At 52.2% G+C, this 18,543-nt stretch carries 20 protein-coding genes; 8 read left to right on the forward strand and 12 right to left on the reverse strand.

Annotated elements, in window-relative coordinates; all coding sequences use genetic code 11:
• The first annotated feature begins 123 nt into the window (after positions 1 to 123).
• Complete coding sequence (locus ACYVI1_RS29515) at positions 124 to 1,086, forward strand: OmpA family protein (protein ID WP_460915064.1); 963 nt, start codon at positions 124 to 126, stop codon at positions 1,084 to 1,086.
• A gap of 70 nt (positions 1,087 to 1,156) precedes the next feature.
• Here ACYVI1_RS29515 and ACYVI1_RS29520 read toward each other — a convergent pair whose 3' ends face one another.
• From ACYVI1_RS29520 to nadE, 4 genes are read right to left on the reverse strand one after another with little or no spacing between them, the layout of a single operon-like run.
• Positions 1,157 to 2,029 (reverse strand): DMT family transporter, encoded by an 873-nt coding sequence (locus ACYVI1_RS29520; RefSeq protein WP_460915065.1) that lies wholly within the window; start codon positions 2,027 to 2,029, stop codon positions 1,157 to 1,159.
• Positions 2,029 to 2,469, reverse strand: a complete 441-nt coding sequence (locus tag ACYVI1_RS29525; protein ID WP_460915066.1) for a PIN domain-containing protein — start codon at positions 2,467 to 2,469, stop codon at positions 2,029 to 2,031. The genes ACYVI1_RS29520 and ACYVI1_RS29525 overlap by 1 nt, the downstream gene beginning before the upstream one ends.
• A complete protein-coding gene (locus ACYVI1_RS29530; RefSeq protein WP_460915067.1) occupies positions 2,466 to 2,696 on the reverse strand; it encodes a hypothetical protein in 231 nt (76 codons plus the stop codon). The genes ACYVI1_RS29525 and ACYVI1_RS29530 overlap by 4 nt, the downstream gene beginning before the upstream one ends.
• Positions 2,697 to 2,723: 27 nt before the next feature.
• Positions 2,724 to 4,838 carry an NAD(+) synthase gene (gene nadE / locus ACYVI1_RS29535; RefSeq protein WP_460915069.1) on the reverse strand — a complete coding sequence of 705 codons (2,115 nt, stop codon included), beginning with the start codon at positions 4,836 to 4,838 and terminating at the stop codon, positions 2,724 to 2,726.
• Positions 4,839 to 5,076: 238 nt separating this feature from the next.
• On the opposite strand from nadE, the gene ACYVI1_RS29540 reads away from it, so the two are divergent.
• The 3 genes from ACYVI1_RS29540 to ACYVI1_RS29550 all read left to right on the forward strand — a co-directional run bounded on the left by ACYVI1_RS29540 (position 5,077) and on the right by ACYVI1_RS29550 (position 8,528).
• Positions 5,077 to 5,412 carry a hypothetical protein gene (locus tag ACYVI1_RS29540; protein WP_460915070.1) on the forward strand — a complete coding sequence of 112 codons (336 nt, stop codon included), beginning with the start codon at positions 5,077 to 5,079 and terminating at the stop codon, positions 5,410 to 5,412.
• Positions 5,413 to 5,576: 164 nt separating this feature from the next.
• Positions 5,577 to 7,622, forward strand: a complete 2,046-nt coding sequence (gene glgB, locus ACYVI1_RS29545) for a 1,4-alpha-glucan branching protein GlgB (protein ID WP_460915072.1) — start codon at positions 5,577 to 5,579, stop codon at positions 7,620 to 7,622.
• Between the two features lie 132 nt (positions 7,623 to 7,754).
• Entirely contained in the window at positions 7,755 to 8,528 is a 774-nt protein-coding gene (locus tag ACYVI1_RS29550) for a hypothetical protein (protein ID WP_460915074.1), read from the forward strand.
• A gap of 65 nt (positions 8,529 to 8,593) precedes the next feature.
• Here ACYVI1_RS29550 and ACYVI1_RS29555 read toward each other — a convergent pair whose 3' ends face one another.
• Complete coding sequence (locus ACYVI1_RS29555; protein WP_460915076.1) at positions 8,594 to 9,556, reverse strand: alpha-E domain-containing protein; 963 nt, start codon at positions 9,554 to 9,556, stop codon at positions 8,594 to 8,596.
• A gap of 219 nt (positions 9,557 to 9,775) precedes the next feature.
• Here ACYVI1_RS29555 and ACYVI1_RS29560 point away from each other — a divergent pair, with 219 nt between their 5' ends.
• Positions 9,776 to 10,594, forward strand: a complete 819-nt coding sequence (locus ACYVI1_RS29560; protein ID WP_460915078.1) for an NIPSNAP family protein — start codon at positions 9,776 to 9,778, stop codon at positions 10,592 to 10,594.
• Between the two features lie 99 nt (positions 10,595 to 10,693).
• On the opposite strand, the gene ACYVI1_RS29565 is transcribed toward ACYVI1_RS29560, so the two are convergent.
• Positions 10,694 to 11,350, reverse strand: a complete 657-nt coding sequence (locus ACYVI1_RS29565; protein ID WP_460915080.1) for a DUF3267 domain-containing protein — start codon at positions 11,348 to 11,350, stop codon at positions 10,694 to 10,696.
• 69 nt (positions 11,351 to 11,419) lie between these two features.
• On the opposite strand from ACYVI1_RS29565, the gene ACYVI1_RS29570 reads away from it, so the two are divergent.
• A complete protein-coding gene (locus ACYVI1_RS29570) occupies positions 11,420 to 12,814 on the forward strand; it encodes a Gfo/Idh/MocA family protein (protein ID WP_460915082.1) in 1,395 nt (464 codons plus the stop codon).
• Positions 12,815 to 12,841: 27 nt separating this feature from the next.
• Here ACYVI1_RS29570 and ACYVI1_RS29575 read toward each other — a convergent pair whose 3' ends face one another.
• The 4 genes from ACYVI1_RS29575 to ACYVI1_RS29590 form a co-directional block, all read right to left on the reverse strand.
• Positions 12,842 to 13,351 (reverse strand): GNAT family N-acetyltransferase, encoded by a 510-nt coding sequence (locus ACYVI1_RS29575; protein ID WP_460915084.1) that lies wholly within the window; start codon positions 13,349 to 13,351, stop codon positions 12,842 to 12,844.
• A 253-nt stretch (positions 13,352 to 13,604) separates the two neighbouring features.
• Entirely contained in the window at positions 13,605 to 13,859 is a 255-nt protein-coding gene (locus ACYVI1_RS29580; RefSeq protein ID WP_460915086.1) for a Txe/YoeB family addiction module toxin, read from the reverse strand.
• Positions 13,860 to 13,861: 2 nt separating this feature from the next.
• Positions 13,862 to 14,116 carry a type II toxin-antitoxin system Phd/YefM family antitoxin gene (locus ACYVI1_RS29585; protein ID WP_460915087.1) on the reverse strand — a complete coding sequence of 85 codons (255 nt, stop codon included), beginning with the start codon at positions 14,114 to 14,116 and terminating at the stop codon, positions 13,862 to 13,864.
• Between the two features lie 71 nt (positions 14,117 to 14,187).
• Positions 14,188 to 14,406 carry a hypothetical protein gene (locus ACYVI1_RS29590; protein WP_460915323.1) on the reverse strand — a complete coding sequence of 73 codons (219 nt, stop codon included), beginning with the start codon at positions 14,404 to 14,406 and terminating at the stop codon, positions 14,188 to 14,190.
• A 50-nt stretch (positions 14,407 to 14,456) separates the two neighbouring features.
• On the opposite strand from ACYVI1_RS29590, the gene ACYVI1_RS29595 reads away from it, so the two are divergent.
• Complete coding sequence (locus ACYVI1_RS29595; RefSeq protein ID WP_460915089.1) at positions 14,457 to 15,302, forward strand: hypothetical protein; 846 nt, start codon at positions 14,457 to 14,459, stop codon at positions 15,300 to 15,302.
• Positions 15,303 to 15,308: 6 nt separating this feature from the next.
• Here the strand turns inward: ACYVI1_RS29595 and ACYVI1_RS29600 are convergent, their stop codons facing one another.
• Complete coding sequence (locus ACYVI1_RS29600; RefSeq protein WP_460915091.1) at positions 15,309 to 17,159, reverse strand: ABC transporter ATP-binding protein; 1,851 nt, start codon at positions 17,157 to 17,159, stop codon at positions 15,309 to 15,311.
• A 63-nt stretch (positions 17,160 to 17,222) separates the two neighbouring features.
• Complete coding sequence (locus ACYVI1_RS29605) at positions 17,223 to 17,462, reverse strand: hypothetical protein (protein WP_460915093.1); 240 nt, start codon at positions 17,460 to 17,462, stop codon at positions 17,223 to 17,225.
• Between the two features lie 226 nt (positions 17,463 to 17,688).
• Between ACYVI1_RS29605 and ACYVI1_RS29610 the strand changes: the two genes are divergently transcribed.
• Positions 17,689 to 18,513 (forward strand): leucine-rich repeat domain-containing protein, encoded by an 825-nt coding sequence (locus ACYVI1_RS29610; protein ID WP_460915094.1) that lies wholly within the window; start codon positions 17,689 to 17,691, stop codon positions 18,511 to 18,513.
• Positions 18,514 to 18,543: the final 30 nt, after the last annotated feature.

An 18,543-nucleotide genomic window follows, 5' to 3' on the forward strand; every position in this document is an offset into this window, starting at 1 on the left:
TAATTCATGTTTTTTACTCTGCAAAAGAAGCCTGAAATCAAGCCCTGCGAAACACCTGCAGGGGCTTAACTTTTGCGATTTTCGACGTACTTTTGGCCAACTTTTCAACGTTGTCCGTACAGCATGAGGTGGATAAATTTTGTAGTACTTGCCGGTAGCCTTTGGTTGCCGAACAGCTTACCGGCAATTGGGCAGGTGCAGCCTACTCACCAGGTCGTTCCAACCGAAGGAACGGCAACAGTGGAGGGCAAGGTGCAGGACGCCCGGACCAAAAAACCAATTGTGGGCGCAGTGGTAATGGCTAAAAATGAGGACGGCGTTGTACGCTCGAAACATACCACCAGCGCCGATGGAGCCTATCAACTTACCCTTGATCCGAGACAATCGTATATTTTCACGTTTGAAGCAGTAGGGTACATTACCCTTGATGAGCAATTCGCCTTCTCCTCCTCGACGGCCTATTTGGCCAAACGTCTGCCTACCCTTCTGCATCTTATCGGTACCAGTCCACCCCCGGCCAGTAAATCAACAACCGTTGCCGTAGCATCCTCTACAACCCGCCCCCCGGCAACGACATCCGTAGTGGAGCAGCCAGTCGTTACCCCGCCTACCGTCGCTTCGCAGGCAGCCGGGCAATCGACAGCCGCCAGCACCACAGTGGTTCATACATCGCGCGTAACGCCCCCCAAAACCCTCGACGCAAAGGTTATCTATAGCCCCCCGCTCATTGTGGCGGCTCCGGGCAAAACAACGCAGCTACGGGCCATTCAGTTTGTGCAGAGCAAAGCCGAACTCCTGCCCGATGCTCAACCTGCTCTGGAGCAGTTAGTCGCTTTCATGCGCGACAAACCCACCGTCGAAATCGAACTGGCGGGCCACACGGATAATCAGGGCGATTTTGATCAGAACGTATTGCTCTCCAAACAGCGGGTCGATGTTGTGAAGGAGTATTTAGTAAAAAATGGCATTGCGGCCAGCCGCATCAGCACGCGCGGCTATGGCCCTACGCGCCCCATTGGCAGCAACAACAAAGAAGCTACCCGCCAGCTCAACCGGCGTGTCGAGCTGATTGTGGTGAAGGAGTAGAGACGCAATACCTTGCGTCTCCTGTGCGCCAGCAATACCATCCGGTCAGGAGACGCAATACCTTGCGTCTCTACGTTTTCCGCCCCAGCCACAGGCCGCCAATCACCAGCCCGGTCCCGATGCCGGTATAAACGGTGATGGGTTCGTTCAGGAGCAGATACGAGTACGCAAAGCCGAAAATAGGGCACAGGAACAGCCACAGCGACGCCCGGATGGGGTCTTGCCGGACCAGAAAGAACCACAACTGCAAAGCCGCCACCGACACGGGTAGAATGAGCCAGAACACCGACGCCCAGAACCGACCGTCGTAGTGCGACGCCCCAAAGTCCGCCGTTAGCAGTGTGAATGGCAGAAGAAGTAATCCACCCAGCATCACCTGCCAGCCATTGATGACCAGATCGGGCAGCCGCCACTCGATGCGGGCATAATAAACCGTTGCCGCCGACACCGAAATCATACCCACCAGCAAAATCAGCAGCCCTTCGAGGGTAGCAAAGCTGTTTTTCAGGAGTGGATACGTTGCGATGCCGACACCCGTCAAGCCAAGCAGCAAGCCACCAAGTTCAGTCCAGCGCGGCATCCGGCGCAGCCACAACGCCGATAACAGTGCGATAAATAGTGGATTGGTGGCCGTCGACAAACTACCGATTCCTGCTGATACCTGCTTGAGGGCCAGCACAAAGGCACCGAGATAGATGGTGGTGTTTAGCAGCGCGAAAATGGTGAGTTGGCGCCACTCGATGCCCGTCGGCCAGGTGTTTCTGGGACTACGCGCCCCGGTACGCTGAATGCCATATGCAAACAGCAGCATTCCACCCCCGGCTATGAAAAACCGGACGTTGGCCAGAATAAGCGGATGTACCGACTGAACCCCGAATTTAGTAGCAACAGAAGCCGATGCCCACAGGGCTGCAAAGAGGAGACCAGGGAGGAGGTGTTTCATCAGGCCCCCTTTTCGCTTATCTGCCCAGCTACAAAGTCGTTAAAAAGTTGGATTTGCGTGTATCCTTTATGTATTAATCCGTCATGAAGTAGCTTATCACGAGTCAGCAACGTAGCGTCCAGTTCAATACTTAATGCTACATAGGCTATGTCTTTCGGATCAATATCAGCCACTAATTTCTCTGCACGTTCATAAGATTCCAGCGTAATTATGTAGTCGGGCACAACAATTATTTTTGAGAACAGAAAGAGTGTAAATTCTTTTAGGTCGGTTCTTTTAATGGCTGACTTTTTCAGAAAAACGGTGCGGTACGTATTTAATTCAGCCAGTACAAAATCGGGTGTATAAAAGACATTCTTACCAAACATTGCCCGATAGATTGGCTTTTGACTAATTACTCCGCTGAATAAGACATTGGCATCCAGAACATATTGATTCATGGAGCCAATTTTCGTTTTCGCTGATATTCCTCATACGCCTGCTGCCGGGCATCTTCAAACTCCTGCGGCCAGTTCACATCAACGGCTTCGTGCATTGCTGTCTGAATGCTATTTTCGAGCAGTTTAAAGCGTTGATAGTTTAGTTCTTCTTCCAGCAATTGCTTAACTGCACCTATCCCAAGTTGCTGAATAAGATCGTCCTGAATTTGTAATTGAATCGTTGCCATGATACAGCCAATTTACATTAATTTTCATCAAAACCCAATCTTGCCTTTGCGGCCGTTGGGCTGCTGCTCGTTGGCCCAGTCGCGCATCTCGGCCAGTTCTTTCTCGAAGCCACCTGATAGAATCGGGAAGCGGCACCACGAACGGGGGTCGAGGTTATGGTCGTCTAAGTGAAAACTCGGTGCGTAGCGTTCGCGTTTCCACTGGTTGCGGCTCCAGAGTTTGAAAAACCGCTCCACCCAGAGCACCAGTTTCTCGCGGTTGTGGAAACCTGCATAACGCACCTCCACGAGTTTCAAGACCTCCACGGGTGGTTGTTTGTCGCGGATGGCGGCTTCTTCAATGGAGTTCAGCACGTCGTAGGGCATCAGGTCGTCTTCGTCGGTTTGCTTTTTAGCCAGCGGACGCAGCTCGGCGGTGGGTTGCAGCCCGTTGACGGCACTTAGCCCGGCTACTTTGATTAACTGGTCGGACGTTGTCGGGTCGGTAACGGAACCGGTCCGGTCGGCGGGCGTCCATTCGTTTTTCACGTTCAGGCCTACTGTTTGGAGCCACCGCAGCCAGCCCCGCAGAAAATGCTTGTCGATGCCTGTAATGGGCGAGATGCTGCCCGCTGTGTCGCCATCCATCGTGGCATAGCCAACGGCGGCTTCGGAGCGGTTGGACGTGCTGAGCAACAGGGCGTTGTTGATGTTCGCCAGCATCCAGATACCGGGCGCACGTACCCGCGCCTGAATATTTTGCAGAGCTACGTCGTCGGTATCCCAGGAGAGTTTCCGACCCAACTGCTCCTCAATCAGGCCACGATACGTTTCGACTAAGCCATTGATGTTGATGTTCAGAAAAGAGGCCCCGATGTCGTCGGCCAGCGTTTTGGCTGAGTTATACGTATCGTCCGACGAGTTTTCGGTGCCCTGATACATAACGGTCAGGAGTTTACTGACGATTTCTTCCGGCGTCTTGCATTCCTTCAGCGCTTTGATGTAGCCAAGTTTTTTCTTCACGCCCGCGATGCCAATGTTTTCAACGGCCATCCGAATCATCAGAAACACCAGGGCCGCAATAGCCGACGAATCGGCGCCCCCACTGAGCGACAGGACATACCCCTGCGAACGGCTTTTCCGCAGGTAATCGAACAGACCCAGGGCCACCGCCCGCGCAAATTCTTCTTCTTTCAAATAGCCGCCCCGCTCCCACGCTTCGAGTTCGGCTTTTTGAATAACGGGCGCAATATCAGGCCAGTCGAACCGGTCCGACACGCGCAGATTCGGGTAGGCCAGAGCGAGATTAGCGCGGTTCTGGGTCTGATTCAGCCGGGTCGCTTCCACATCGATCACCGCCGGAACGATCAGAAAATCTTCGTAGCTCAGCCGCGCTCCCGACACGAGCAGTTCGCCGTTGGAGGCCACCATGGCGTCGCCGTCGAAGATAATCCGTCCCGATTCATTCCCCAGCAGATTGGCGTAGACATAACTAACACCGAACGAGCGCGACGCATCGACCACAAATCGTTCGCGCACCTGCGATTTCAGAAACGCAAAATGGCTGGCTGTCGGATTCAGAATAATGTCGATGCCCCGTTCGTAGAGAATACGACCCGGCCGGTTCGCTACCCAGGCATCCTCGCAGATCTCGAACCCAACCCGAACCGCACTGGCGGGGGTGCGGCCTTCCGACCGCCCCGACAAATCGAACACAACATCGCCAAACGGGTAGGAGAATTCGCCAATTTTAATCTCGTCGCGAACGAAGGGTAGCCAATGCTGGAACCAGCGCGTTTCGTAGTGTACGCCGTTGTTGGCGAGGTATTGCTTCGCCACGAAGCCCAGAATCCGCTTGTTAGCGATCAGGCAGGCTACATCGAAGGTGCGGTTGTTGTGGCGCAGGGGCAGCCCTACGGCCACCGCGATGTCATTCGTGTGCTGCACAATCTCCAGCAGCGACGCAATGGATTGGTCGATGGTATTCTGGGCAAAAAACGCATCTTCGCAGCCGTATCCCGAAATGCAGAGTTCGGGCAAACACAGCAAGCTCACGCCCTGTCGTTGGGCTTCTTCAATGGCGTTGATGATGTTTTGTTTGTTGTGATCCCACGCAAGCGGGGTTTGATTGAGCACACCGGCGGCTACTTTCAGGAGTTTCATTTCTACTGGTGAATGAGTGAATGAGCGAACGAGCGATGGGTCAGCATTCCGGGCCGTCGTCAGGGCGAATGGCAGCTACGACGAACCATCGTTCAATTCTCAACGCTACATTAATTCATAATTTTTAAGGATAACAAAGATGGAGCGAAAATAGGTTGTGCGAACAGAATTTAGGTTAAATTACAGTCGGGTAGCAACTACCTGTGGATGCGCTTTTCACGGTAAACCCCTCCTCATCATGCTTCAGGAACTTCATGATTCGCTTCGACAAGAACTGTTGTCTATTGATGGAATGGCCAGTCAGCCGTATGTTCCGTTCACGGGGAATGGCCCCAAAGGCGGCATAGAAGAATTCAACTTAGATGGCCGTTATTTTGCCGGTTTGCGCCTGACCGACAAGTACCTGATGCTCTATCTGACTCCGCTGTATACCTTTCCTGACCTCGACGCTGCGTATGGCGAACGCCTTAAGCCCGTTCGGAGTGGCAAGAGTTGCCTGAAGATTACAAAACCGGAGAAAGTAGACCGCGCTGCCGTAGCGGCTATTCTGGAACAGGGCGCAGCGAAGTGGTAATGGCCGTCCTGTACGGTTCGACCATCCCCATTTTATGCCCATCTACGAGTCATTTAGGCAAACCGTGCGGGGCGAAAAATAATAGCCCCTTTGACCCTCCCGCTTTTTTTCTAACTTTCCGGTCTTGATCACGTTCCCTAACGTAGTTGAACCCGTTCGAACCTATGGCAAAACGCAAAACCACAACGTCTCCCGACCCGTCCGCTGAAACCGGCCAGTCGGTGCAACCCACTTCACCAAAAAAGACCAAAAAAGAACCGGAACCCTCAGTACTGCCTGTATCTCCCGATAACCAGGCACAGGCCGGAGATGGTCATTATTCCCGTTTCACGGACTTCGACATTCATCTGTTTCGGGGCGGGAAGCACCACCGGCTCTACGAAAAATTTGGCTCACACGTCGTTGAACACAACGGTGTTACGGGTACCTATTTCGCCGTGTGGGCACCCTCGGCCCGGTATGTAGCCGTGATTGGCAACTTCAACGGCTGGAACAAGGGCAGCAACCCCATGAATGTTCGCTGGGATTCGTCGGGCATCTGGGAGCTTTTTATCCCCCATATTGGCCGGGGCGAGTCGTACAAGTATTTCATCGTGCATGAAGGCGGGCGTGAAGTCGAAAAAGGCGACCCCTACGCACACTGGTGGGAAGTACCGCCCAAAACGGCGTCGCACGTGTGGGACACCTATTACGAGTGGAACGACCAGGACTGGATGGCCAATCGCAAGGCAAAAAATGCCCTCAATGCGCCGGTTTCGGTCTATGAAGTGCATCTATCGTCTTGGCGACGCGACCCCGGCAATCCGGAGCGCGAGTTAAGTTACGGCGAAATTGCCGACGCGCTGGTGCCTTATGTGCAGGACATGGGCTTCACGCACGTTGAGTTTATGCCCGTTATGCAGTACCCCTACGCGCCATCGTGGGGCTACCAGATCACGGGCTACTATGCCCCCAGCAGCCGCTTTGGCACCCCGCAGGAGTTCATGAAACTCGTTGAACGGCTCCACCAGGCTGGCATTGGCGTACTGCTCGACTGGGTTCCCTCCCACTTCCCCGGCGATGCCCACGGGTTGTATGAGTTCGATGGGTCGCATCTGTACGAGCACCCGGACAGGCGGAAAGGCTACCACCCCGATTGGAAAAGCTATGTGTTCAACTACGGCCGGCCTGAAGTCCGTTCGTTTTTATTGAGTAACGCCCTGTTCTGGCTCGACCGCTGCCATGCCGACGGGCTGCGTGTGGATGCCGTGGCGTCGATGCTCTACCTGGATTACTCCCGAAATGCTGGCGAGTGGGAACCCAATATGTTTGGTGGGCGCGAGAATCTGGATGCCATTTCGCTATTCAAAGAGTTAAACGAAGCCATTTATCAGGAGTTTCCGGATACGCAAACCATTGCCGAAGAATCAACCGCTTTTCCGGGCGTGTCGCGCCCGGTGTTCACGGGTGGGCTGGGCTTTGGCATGAAGTGGATGATGGGCTGGATGAACGACACGCTGCGGTATTTCGAGCGCGACCCGGCGTTCCGCAAATTCCACCAGGACGAGCTGACGTTCAGCACGATATACGCGTTCACCGAAAACTTCATGCTGCCCCTTTCGCACGATGAAGTGGTGTATGGCAAGCAGTCGTTAGTCGGTAAAATGCCGGGCGATGAGTGGCAGCGATTCGCCAATCTGCGGCTACTCTTTTCCTACATGTTTACCCACTCGGGCACCAAACTGCTATTTATGGGTGGGGAGTTCGGGCAAACATCGGAGTGGAAATTTGACGCCAGCCTCGACTGGCACCTGCTCGACTTTGCCCCGCACAAGGGCATGGCAGCCTGTGTGAAAGCGTTGAACACGCTCTATAAAACAGAACCGGGTCTCTATGAGCGCAATTTCACGGCCAACGGCTTCGAATGGATCGACACCTCCGACCGGGAAAATAGCATTGTCACGTACATCCGAAACGGGGAGCAGCCCACCGATACGCTCCTCATTGTGCTGAACATGACCCCCGTACCCCGCTCCGGCTACCGCATTGGCGTACCGTCGGCAGGGTCGTATCAGGAAGTGTTTAACAGCGACGCAACGGAGTTTTATGGCAGTGGTGTGGTCAACGCCAATCTTATAGCCAGCGAAGCCGAAGCCTGGCACGGACGGTTACAGTCGATTCAACTGAATGTGCCGCCGTTGGGAGCGGTTGTGTTGAAGGTTAAGGAATAAAGGAGAAGAGAGGGGAAAGAGGACGAACGGGAGGAGGGGCCTATCAGGTAATTCCCTCCTCCTGTTCGTCCTCTTCCTGCTTTTCATCCCTTTGTCTTATCTTTGCCCGCTCGAACAGCCTCATTCGTTTGCATGAAGAAAATACTCGTTGCCTTTTTCCTCGTAAGTTCTCTCCAAAGTTTCGCTCAATCGCCGGTTGCGGCTCGCCTTCGCAGTGGTTTTGACCTGGGAATGGCTTATTCTACAGACAATTACAATCCCTCATTAGCTTATTTCCAGCTCATCAATATTGGCGAACGCAAATTGGTTTCGCTCGGCTGGACGGCCCGGCTGGGGGCTTTTTACGCCGATAACGTAAATTATTATACAGCTCCTGCCCGCCTGACCCGCGGAAAAACGGGTTTCAGTGCCCTGGGCGCTCCACTTATTGTCAACAATATTGACACCATCCGCTACGATTATTCAAGCATGACCTCGTTTAATTTTGGGGTTCGGGCGCAGCTAAATTTAGGCATCATCGACCTCGGCGCCAGTGCTGATATACTGGGATTAACCATCGGCAAATCGCGCATTGGCCGCTACAAGTCGTCGAATGGTCAGTTTATTATTACCTCCTCAACGGGGGCCGATTCGGCCAGGGTGTACTTCCAGGGGAGCAACACGTTCCAGCGGTCACGTCCCGCCAACGTGAATCTGCGCCTGCTGGGCGATAATGATATTGGCACCCTGTCGACCGAAGTGTATGCACGCCTGCACGTCAGTCAGCGCATAGGCATTAAGTTTGGCTATCAGTGGCTTACCACCGAAACTACCGTTAGTAAACGCGATGTTATTGCCGACAACAATCGCTTTCGGAACCGCGCTGGCATGGGGTATCTGGCCCTGACGTTTCCCATCTTTTATTAATGTTGAATGATTGAATAGCTGGCGCATACACCTATTCAATCATTCAATCAATCTATCATTCAACATTATACCTCCACCGGTTTCAGGTCAAAATAGGTCTTAAAGATGGTTTCGCCGACAGCGTTGTTGCGGGTCTGAAAATTATCGAGATACTGGTGCAGGCCCGTTTTAAATATATCGGATGTTTCCGTGAATTCGATCTCGGTGCGAAGTTTGGAGAGTGTCCGCTCGGCCATGTTTCCGAAGCCCTGGGTGATGTTATTGCCCGAAATCTCATACAACGACAACTCAGCCTGCCGAATGCAATGAGAAACCGCCCGCGGAAACATTTTATCCAAGATCAAAAACTCAACGATACTCGTCGGTGTGAGCGAACGAAACTGCTGGCGGTGCATATTATAGGCGCTGACCGACTTGAGCACCGCCGACCAGATCATCAGGTCGAGCGTGGAGCCAACGGCATTTATTTCGGGCAGGAGCGTAAAGTATTTCACATCCAGAAAGCGCGAGGTTTTGTCGGCCCGTTCCAGAAACCGGCCCAGCCGCCCAAAATGCCAGGCTTCGTTGCGCGTGATGGTTGCGTCGATGATGCCGTAGAAAAGCTGCGTACTATTCTGAATTTCCGTAAAAAAAAGCTGCGTCTGATGCTGCCCCCATTCCTGCTTGGGCGACGTATCGCGCACCATCAGGTAGAACTGATTCAGGTGTTCCCACATCTCTTTTGAGATTACCTCCCGAATGGTACGGGCATTTTCGCGGGCATCACTCAAACACGATACAATGGAGTTTGGATTCCGCTTGTCGAAGGTCATAAACTGAATGACATTCTCGCGCGTTGGGTGCTTAAAATAGTTGCTGAACAGGTCATTATCAGCCGTTGCAATGAGCAGAGGCTCCCATTGTTCATCAACGTTGGGCGGCAAATCGAGGGCCAGGTTGAAGTTAACACTCATAAACCGGGCGTAGTTTTCGGCCCGTTCAATGTAGCGGTGCATCCAGTAAACAGAGTTGGCAACGCGGCTTAGCATAATCTATAAAATTGGGATAAAACGGTGGGTTACGGACAAAAATAGGGCTTTGCAGCTATTTTACAAGAAAATAAACTTACAAATGAGTGGTACACAAAACAATCAATTATACACCCAAACCTGCGGTATTCGGTAGGTCGATGAGGTAAAGGGTTAGAAAAACAGACCCAGCTACTTATAGCTCATAGAAACGCTCTACTTTTTCGTTCGCACAATACTATGAGTTACAAACTGTATTTACTACTCGCCTGCGGGCTATTGGTTAGCACGACCCTTTTTGCAACGGTCAATCCGCGTAAACCAGCCGCACCGGCGAACCGGCCAAACGAATCCACACGGGGTGAATCCGTGCCGGGTTCCAAACTGTATGAAGTCCGTATTTATCATCCAACGCCGGGCAAATACGCCGAAATCGTGGACCGCTTTCGGCAATACACGACCAAACTTTTTGAGAAGCACGGCATGGAAAATATCGGCTACTGGACGCCCACAGATACGGCCCGCAAAGAGTTGATTTACATTCTGGCTTACCCAAACCGCGAAGCCCGCGATGCGTCCTGGAAAGCCTTTGGCAGCGACCCGGACTGGAAAGCAGTCGTTGCCAAAACCGAAGCCAACGGCAAATTGGTCGACCATGTCGACCAGATTTTCATGACCGAGGCTGATATATCTCCCAAAATCAGCGTAGGCCAAAAGTCCCCCGCCCGAACCTTCGAGTTGCGTACCTATACGACCACACCGGGCAATTTACCCAATCTGCTCGCGCGCTTCCGCGACCATACGATTAAGCTATTCAGCAACCATGGCATGACACACATTGGCTACTGGACAACAGAGGAAAAAGACCCTGCTGTACAGCCAAAATTAGTGTATATCCTGGCTCATCCCAGCGAGGCCGAAGGCAAGCAGCACTTCGAGGAATTCCGTAAAGACCCGAAATGGATAACTGCCAAAGCCGAATCTGAGAAGAACGGACCACTGACCACCAAAGTCGAATCAGTCTACATGAAGCCAACCGATTATTCGCCGATGAAGTAAGTGGTCAAAAAGGTAAACTTTGACAAAGCTGATAGCTCCGTTAAGCAACGAAATAGAGTATCAGCTTTGTCAAAGTTTACCTTTTTTGTGCCTGATTACTTAGACTTCCACAAAGAAATAGGACCGCCGTTCGCCTTCCATGTCGTCGTAGGTGTAAATGGTGCGGTGGCGATTTTTGTAATAGTACCTGATTAACACGAAATCACCAATACAGCCAAACGTATGGGTTAGCAGCAGAATTACCCAGAAAAGGGTGTAGGCTGGCCAAACCAGCAGGCCAATGAGCAGCCCGGTCGTGATGACAAGGAACGGCATGGCTGCCACAAAAGCGACTTCGCGCATGGTGGCCGGAAAAAGCTGACTGTAGGCATAAATCATCATGCTTTTTAGCGACCAGCCGTAGCCAATCTTGGTGGCGCCAAGCCGTTTGAACCCCAACCCATGAATGAATTCGTGAATGGGCAGCAGCAGAACGAAGGTGACTATAGCCCCCACAGCCTGCCACAACTGCGTTGCCCCTCTGCCTTTCATCGCACCCGCGACCGACCCGCCAACGACATAACCGAACCCCGCCCCGGCCAGCCCCATACCTATCAGGACAAGCCAGGTTTTCCAGCTTCGTTTGCGAACTCTCTGCTCTGGCTGCGGAGCCATACCCAACTCACGCCGGAGAAACTGATTCATGTCGTCAATGGCAAATGACTCAAGCAGCACGTAGCGGCCGGAGTGATGCAGTTGCTCAATAGTAGGGCGCATAGAAACACAGTCTATTGGTTTTCGTAACAATGTGTTTACTCACGGAGTTCTTCGCAAAACTCCTGCGTTATGAAACCAACCGAGAACTTAGTTAGTGCATTACTAAACCAGCCGCTTGCCTCCTCTGTGTCGCGGCAGCAGTTTCTTCAACTAACCGGGCGTGGCCTGGCCATAGGCGCGTTAGGCGGCACGATTGTCTCCTGTGAAAAAAAACCGGAAGCCAGTTCATCGACGGCATCAGCCGGTAGCACACCCAGCGGCCCCGTACCGAAACTACCTGCCACATCGCCCCCCGCCGAAGTACCCGCCGACTCCACCAAACCCATTGAGCTGGAGCAAATCAAAGCTAAAACCGAGCAGCAGGAAGGCCCCACACCCACACCGCTGCCCGAAGACCAGCGGGTTGGCTACGCCTTAGTTGGACTTGGCCACCTGACGCTCAACCAGATTTTACCCGCCTTTGGCGCGAGTACAAAGTCGAAAGTGGTGGCGCTGGTGAGCGGCAGCCCCGAAAAAATGCAGAAAGTGGCGGCTCAGTATGGCATAAAAAAAGAAAGCTGCTACAGCTATGCCGACTACGACAAACTGGCCGATAACAAAGAGGTACAGGCTATTTTCATTGTGTTGCCCAATGGGATGCACGCCGAATACACGATTCGGGGAGCGCAGGCGGGTAAACATATTCTGTGCGAAAAACCAATGGCGAACTCAGCCGCCGAGTGCGAGGCCATGATTGAGGCCTGCAAAAAAGCCGACCGTAAACTCATGATTGCCTACCGGATTCAGTACGAACCCCACCACCGGATGGTGCGCGAGATGGTGCAGAAAGAGCAGTTCGGGAAAGTGAAAAACATTATGGCCAACAACGGACAAAATTCAGACAACCCCGCTCACTGGCGGTTTAAGAAATCGTTAGCCGGGGGCGGCTCCCTGCCCGACGTGGGTCTCTACTGCCTGAACACAATTCGGTATCTGCTGGGCGAAGAACCCACCGAGGTGGTCGGCTACGTGCACAGCACGCCCAACGACCCGCGTTTTACCGAAGTGGAAGAGCAGGTGAACTGGCTGATGAAGTTTCCGAGTGGGGTGCAGGCCAGTTGCGCTACCAGCTACGGCCATCACGACGACAAAAACTATAAGGTCTTGGCCGACAGGGGCTGGATTAAAATGGACCCGGCCTTCCCGTACACGGGCCTGCAACTGGAAACGAGTCAGGCGCAGGGCGAGGAGAACCAGGTTATCCAGCACAAAATTGCCGACAAAGACCAGTTTGCCGCCGAACTTGACCATTTTTCGGCCTGCATTATGGAGAACAAAACGCCCTACACACCCGGCGAAGAAGGACTTCAGGACCAGAAAATTATGGAAGCAATTTACCAGTCGGCGCGGGAAGGAAAACCCGTGAAATTGGCGGCTGTCAGCAAAAAAGACGCCTTCCGGGGATCGGAGCCGAAGCAGGCGTAATTGAGGAAGAGCGTGTACTAAATACGACTACGCCGATTTGCCCAATGCCTTCCAAAAAAAGCGGTTGTCTAATCGCATCCTGGGGAAGGCATTGGGCAAATCGGTCATGGCAATGGGTAGATAGCCGTTTTTGGCATAGAACCGCTGGGCGGCTGCCAGAATATCGAGCGTGCCGAGGTAAAGTGTTTTCAGGTCAACTGCCGCTGCGTGGTCTTCAAGCGTTTGAAGCAACAACGTAGCCAGCGCCAACTCCCGGCCCCGGAAATCGGCGTGAACAAACATTTTACGGATCGTACCGAACTCTTCGCCCACATCAATCAACGAAATAGTGCCCACAACATGCCCGGTTTCGGTGAGAGCACACCAGAAACCACCCCGCTTCGACTGATAAAAGGTCTCGATAGTGAGCAGGTCGGGCTGGTCGGCAAGCGAGATCGGAATGCCGAACTCTGCCTGCTGGATACCCAGAACGAGGTCAATAACGCCTTGCTGGTGTTGAGCCGTGTAGGGCACAATCCGAATAGGGGTTGTCGGCATTTAGTCCCGCTTTGCTTTCTTTTCCCGCTTCTCTTCCTTTTTTTCTTTTGGCGTTTTCAGCGGCTCTTTCTTCGTACTTTTCTTTGCATCCTGACTCTTAGCCATAGTGGTTTTGTTTAGACGTGGTTCGTTAGGGTCAACTCAGGTAAATATAAATGATATTCCCGGAAATGATAAATTCGGGTATAGCAGCCGGTGGTGTTGATTGCAAAAGCAGTTTTTTTAGTTAGGACATAGCCTATACGTACTGTGCTTAGTAATGAAATCGGCACTGAACGATATGCAGCCGGTCGGCTTCCACGCGATAGACAAGCCGATGCTCATCCGTAATTCGGCGCGACCAGTACCCGCTTAAATTTTCTTTCAATGGCTCTGGCTTTCCTTTGCCCTCGAAGGGGGTCCGCAAACACTCCTTTATGAGTTCATTTATGCGCCGGAGAACATTCTTATCGGTCTGCTGCCAATAGATATAATCTTCCCAGGCATCTTTATCCCACGATAGATCCATTGTTAGTCCTCAATCAGGTCATGCGACTCAAATTGGCCCCGATTGGCTCGTTCCACCGCGCTCATCAGCCGGTTACGATTTTTTTCCGAACTCAGCAAATGAAGGGTTTCCTTAAGTGAGTTGTATTCCCGTAAGGAGATAAGGACGACATTTTTATTCTCGCTGCGGTTAATTATTACCGTATCGCCGTCATCGCTGACCTGATCTAATTTGGCTTTCATTGACCGCCGAAACTCAGTATAATTAACAACTTGCATAATAAATTACGTAAAAACGTACAAATTTATGTACTTAAATCGTATACTCTTCTGTAAAAGTATAATTTCTTTTACTTATATCCCCGCACCTGCAACCCAAATAACCCGGCATAGCGGCCATCTTTCTCCAGCAATTCATAATGACTGCCGATTTCGAGCAGCGTACCGTTTTCCAGCACCAGAATCCGGTCGCATAGCCGACTGGTGTTTGGCGAATCAATCATCAGAAATGCCGAAAACAGTGGTCTATTAGTAGGTTTTCCGTTTGATAAACCAATTTCGGTGAGCATTGCAGAAATGATGAACTTTACAGGGATCACCTCTTCTGAATTGAATCGTCATGAAACTATCGTTCACCCGTCATCGTCTTGTTTCGGCAACGGTATTGTGCGGGCTAAGTCTGCTGGTTATGGGTTGTCCGGGAAATAGCCCCAGCAATGAACCTGCCCCTGCGGGTAGTGCGATATGCAAAAAAATAGCGATCACCAAAACGGATAAATGGGGCACCGACGATGAAGGCGTGTATGAATTTGATGCCAGCGGTCGGGTTAGCAGGTTAGATGGCGTTGCCATTTACTATGACAGCAAGGGCTTTCCGCTCCCTAACGCCCTTTTCGACGTTTCGTATGATTCTCCCATACCAAACGGACCACGGGATCGCTTTAGGATTCAGTTAGCGGGTACGGGTTGCCGGGAGAACTATGAACTAAGTCTGACCGATAAACGGGTATTTTCATTTTTCGTCGGTGAGTTCTTCAATACAACAGGATACGACTGTTCGGAAAATATCGACTGGTTTGTTTATTTTGAGTTTGATGCCGCCCAAAATGTTATAAAGGCCGACGACTATTACGTAAGCGATCTGAATGATACACACACAACTATAACCTGCTCATATACGAACAAGGTTAGCCCGTTCGCCGGTAATTTGTTTCAGTTTTATATGTCGAACTGGGCGGGTAGGTATGGGTATAACAGCAAGTATTTAATAAAGCATGAAGAGGGTACGGTATTGGAACGTTCTAAATATAATCAGAGCGTTATCGACACCTACACCATCAGCACCGACTATACGTATACGTTCGACAATCAGGGACGTATCAGTACAGTGACTCTGGACCACACCTACCGGGGCGTTACCGACCCCAACGACCGGGTTATCTACCGATTCAGCTATGCCTGTTGATAAAATCTACTGATACCCCCGCGCCTGCAACCCGAACAACTCGGCATAACGACCATCTTTCTCCAGCAATTCATAATGACTGCCGATTTCGAGCAGCGTACCATTTTCCAGCACCAGAATCCGGTCGGCCATGCGAACGGTGCTGAACCTGTGCGAAATAATCACCGACGATTTGCCTTCGGTTAATTTGCCAAATCGCTGAAACACGTCATATTCGGCGCGGGCATCGAGGGCGGCAGTGGGTTCGTCGAGGATGATGAGTTGGGCATCGCGCATGTAGGCCCGGCCCAGTGCAACCTTCTGCCACTCGCCCCCCGACAGTTCAACGCCTTTGCCAAACGAACGGCCCAATTGCTGGTCATAGCCCCCGGCAAGTTTGGCAATCACCGTATCGGCCAGGCTTCGCTGCGCCGACGTTTCGATGCGTGCCTGGTTGGTTCGTTCGTCAATATCGCCAACGGCAATGTTCACCCCCGCCGACATTTTGAAACGGGTATAATCCTGAAAAATGACCCCGATGTTACGCCGGAGTTCCATGAGGTCATACTCGCGCAGGTCGAAGCCATCGAGCAGAATGCGGCCCTCAGCGGGGTCGTAGAGCCGGGCCAGGAGTTTAACGAGGGTAGTTTTCCCCGCGCCGTTCTCGCCAACGAGGGCCAGTTTTTCGCCCGCTTCGAGCGTGAACGAGAGATTTCGCAACGCCCAGCGTTCGGAATTTGTGTATTTGAATCCAACGTTCTCAAACCTAAAACCCTCGCGGATTGGCTTCGGAAACGGACGCACTGTTTTGGGCGAATGAATGAGGGGTTTGATGGCAAAATAATCGAACAAATCCTGCAAATAGATGGCCTCCTGTGTCAGACTACTGAACTGAAGCAAAATACCCTCCAGCGACCCGCGCACCTGCCGGAACGACCCCGCCAGAAACGTCAGGTCGCCGAGTGAGATTTGTCCGTTAACGGCCCGCATCACAATCCAGACGTAAGCACCGTAGTAGCCCGCCGTACCGAGGGCCGTCAGCACTATTCCCCAGCCCGCGCGGCTAATGGCCAACGCCCGGTTTTTCAGAAAATACTCCCACGATAAAGACCGAAACCGGTCAATCAAAAAGCCCGACAAGCCAAAAATTTTGACTTCTTTAGCCGTTTCGTCGCTGGCGCCAATGTAGCGCAGGTAGTCGAGTTCGCGCCGTTCGGGTGTCCAGGAGCGCGAGAGCGAATACGACCGCTGATTGAAGTAATTATCGCCAATGAACGAGGGCGTCACGGCCACCAGAATCAGCAGCAACAGCCAGGGGTTGTACACGGCCAGACCAGCCGCCAGAAACGCCACTGAAACCAACTCCTGCACCTGCCCAAACACGCCGGAAAGCAGCACTGTCCGGCCCGTAGTTTGACGGCGGGCGCGTTCGAGTTTGTCGTAGAATGTGGCGTCTTCAAACTGTTCCAGATCGAGCGTAGCCGCGTGTTCCATCAGCCGAATGGAGGTCTGATTGGCAAACAAATCGCCGAGCAAACTATCCATCAGCGAGACCGCCCGGCCCAGCGCCGTGGAGAGAATGGCCAGCCCAAACTCCGCCCCGACGAGCCACCAGAGGGAGTTAAGATCATCGGCATTAGGTTGTTTAGAGAGCGCAACGACCTGGTCGATAATAAGTTTACCGATATAAAGCGTAGCGGCCGGAATAGCCGCCCGAACGAGCCGCAGAGCCGCATTGCCCAGAAACAAACCCGGCGACACTTCCCACACTAATTTGAAAAACGCGGGCAGGTTGCCGAGGGCCGCAAAGCGTTCGCGCCAGCTTACCTGCTCCTTCGCATCAGCGGGAGCAACGTGTGGAATTTCTTTTTTTGCCATACACAAAAAAGACAAGCCCGGCGGGAGATTAGTTCATCGGGACTGGGGTTGCGGCATATAGACTCACACCAGCCAATCCATATAATTCTCCGGCGAGATAACGGCCGTTTCGGTGGTGGGATACGCCTGCATAAATGAGGCCGGGAATCTGGCTCGTGCTCGCGGATTCCATCGCTCCGGCGACCCGGTTGAATTCAAACGCCCGTTGCTGCCCGGCGTCTTCTTCGAGCCAGTCGATTTCCTGCTGTTGGGTGGTTTCAACTCCGCTTGCTGAACATCCGCATACTCTTGCCGTAACTTCATTTTTACGAGTATACTCGTAAAATGAACTGTTTTTTTAGACGATTCCTCTTGTGCTATTTATTTATCAGGTAATAAAGAGCCAGCTAGCCCGACTTCGGTGGATGATTACCGGGCCGTATCTATACAAAACCCGTAGTACTGTACCCTTACAGCAACTTTTCGCCCGTCTTCCCGTCCAAGTCCTTACCCTGTTGATTCAGAGACAGATACTACACGTCACCTGATTATGAATACCCGAATTATCCTGCGCCCGATGGCTATGCTGCTAAGCCTGCTGGTTGTAGCCTGTACAAAAAACAATGACCCTGTGCTCAACGGAGCCGATCTTTACGTGCAAATACCAGACGTAAATTTTGAGAAAGCGCTCATCAACCAGAAGATTGATGACATACAGGACGGAAAATTACTGCTGGCGAATGCCCGGAACGTAACTGACCTGACTCTTTACGGGCAAGGCATCAACAGCTTGCAGGGCATCGAAGCGTTTGAGAAGCTGATGACGCTGGATTGCACGAAAAATAAGTTAACCAAGTTGAACGTCAGCCAAAACACGACTCTGGTTCGATTGATGTGTTATGATAACAACCTGACAACACTTGATGTCAGCCGGAACGCAGCCCTTACTTATTTGTATTGCCATGATAACAAGCTGACGACGCTGGACATGAACGCGAACCCAGCCTTAACCACCCTGGTTTGTTCGTATAATTACCTGACCAAGCTGACCATCAGCCGGAACGCAGCGCTAACCGGTTTAGATTGCCATCAGAACAGGTTAGATAGCCTGAACGTCAGCCGGAATACGGCTTTGGCCGAATTCGTTTGCTCCGCAAATCGCTTAACCCATTTGGATGTCAGCCAGAATACACGGCTGGCTAATTTGGTTTGTTCACGGAATAACCTCACAACGCTGGACCTGAGAAACAACCTGTTTGTGCACAGTCTGGCCTGCGACACGAATCAAATCAAGACGATTTGCGTAGCCGACCTGTCGAAGGTAAAAGCCACCTGGAAAAAAGACGCTTCGGCAACGTATCTGGTCTGTCCGTAGAGCCGTTTGAGCATCGGAACGTACCAGGCC

The sequence above is a fragment of the Spirosoma areae genome (genome assembly GCF_054781775.1).

Excerpts from the sequence above, each read along its gene's own strand:
- ACYVI1_RS29515 (WP_460915064.1), top strand. The coding sequence starts at position 124 with ATGAGGTGGATAAATTTTGTAGTACTTGCCGGTAGCCTTTGGTTGCCG.
- ACYVI1_RS29520 (WP_460915065.1), bottom strand. The coding sequence starts at position 2,029 with ATGAAACACCTCCTCCCTGGTCTCCTCTTTGCAGCCCTGTGGGCATCG.
- ACYVI1_RS29525 (WP_460915066.1), bottom strand. The coding sequence starts at position 2,469 with ATGAATCAATATGTTCTGGATGCCAATGTCTTATTCAGCGGAGTAATT.
- ACYVI1_RS29530 (WP_460915067.1), bottom strand. The coding sequence starts at position 2,696 with ATGGCAACGATTCAATTACAAATTCAGGACGATCTTATTCAGCAACTT.
- nadE (WP_460915069.1), bottom strand. The coding sequence starts at position 4,838 with ATGAAACTCCTGAAAGTAGCCGCCGGTGTGCTCAATCAAACCCCGCTT.
- ACYVI1_RS29540 (WP_460915070.1), top strand. The coding sequence starts at position 5,077 with ATGCTTCAGGAACTTCATGATTCGCTTCGACAAGAACTGTTGTCTATT.
- glgB (WP_460915072.1), top strand. The coding sequence starts at position 5,577 with ATGGCAAAACGCAAAACCACAACGTCTCCCGACCCGTCCGCTGAAACC.
- ACYVI1_RS29550 (WP_460915074.1), top strand. The coding sequence starts at position 7,755 with ATGAAGAAAATACTCGTTGCCTTTTTCCTCGTAAGTTCTCTCCAAAGT.
- ACYVI1_RS29555 (WP_460915076.1), bottom strand. The coding sequence starts at position 9,556 with ATGCTAAGCCGCGTTGCCAACTCTGTTTACTGGATGCACCGCTACATT.
- ACYVI1_RS29560 (WP_460915078.1), top strand. The coding sequence starts at position 9,776 with ATGAGTTACAAACTGTATTTACTACTCGCCTGCGGGCTATTGGTTAGC.
- ACYVI1_RS29565 (WP_460915080.1), bottom strand. The coding sequence starts at position 11,350 with ATGCGCCCTACTATTGAGCAACTGCATCACTCCGGCCGCTACGTGCTG.
- ACYVI1_RS29570 (WP_460915082.1), top strand. The coding sequence starts at position 11,420 with ATGAAACCAACCGAGAACTTAGTTAGTGCATTACTAAACCAGCCGCTT.
- ACYVI1_RS29575 (WP_460915084.1), bottom strand. The coding sequence starts at position 13,351 with ATGCCGACAACCCCTATTCGGATTGTGCCCTACACGGCTCAACACCAG.
- ACYVI1_RS29580 (WP_460915086.1), bottom strand. The coding sequence starts at position 13,859 with ATGGATCTATCGTGGGATAAAGATGCCTGGGAAGATTATATCTATTGG.
- ACYVI1_RS29585 (WP_460915087.1), bottom strand. The coding sequence starts at position 14,116 with ATGCAAGTTGTTAATTATACTGAGTTTCGGCGGTCAATGAAAGCCAAA.
- ACYVI1_RS29590 (WP_460915323.1), bottom strand. The coding sequence starts at position 14,406 with ATGCTCACCGAAATTGGTTTATCAAACGGAAAACCTACTAATAGACCA.
- ACYVI1_RS29595 (WP_460915089.1), top strand. The coding sequence starts at position 14,457 with ATGAAACTATCGTTCACCCGTCATCGTCTTGTTTCGGCAACGGTATTG.
- ACYVI1_RS29600 (WP_460915091.1), bottom strand. The coding sequence starts at position 17,159 with ATGGCAAAAAAAGAAATTCCACACGTTGCTCCCGCTGATGCGAAGGAG.
- ACYVI1_RS29605 (WP_460915093.1), bottom strand. The coding sequence starts at position 17,462 with ATGAAGTTACGGCAAGAGTATGCGGATGTTCAGCAAGCGGAGTTGAAA.
- ACYVI1_RS29610 (WP_460915094.1), top strand. The coding sequence starts at position 17,689 with ATGAATACCCGAATTATCCTGCGCCCGATGGCTATGCTGCTAAGCCTG.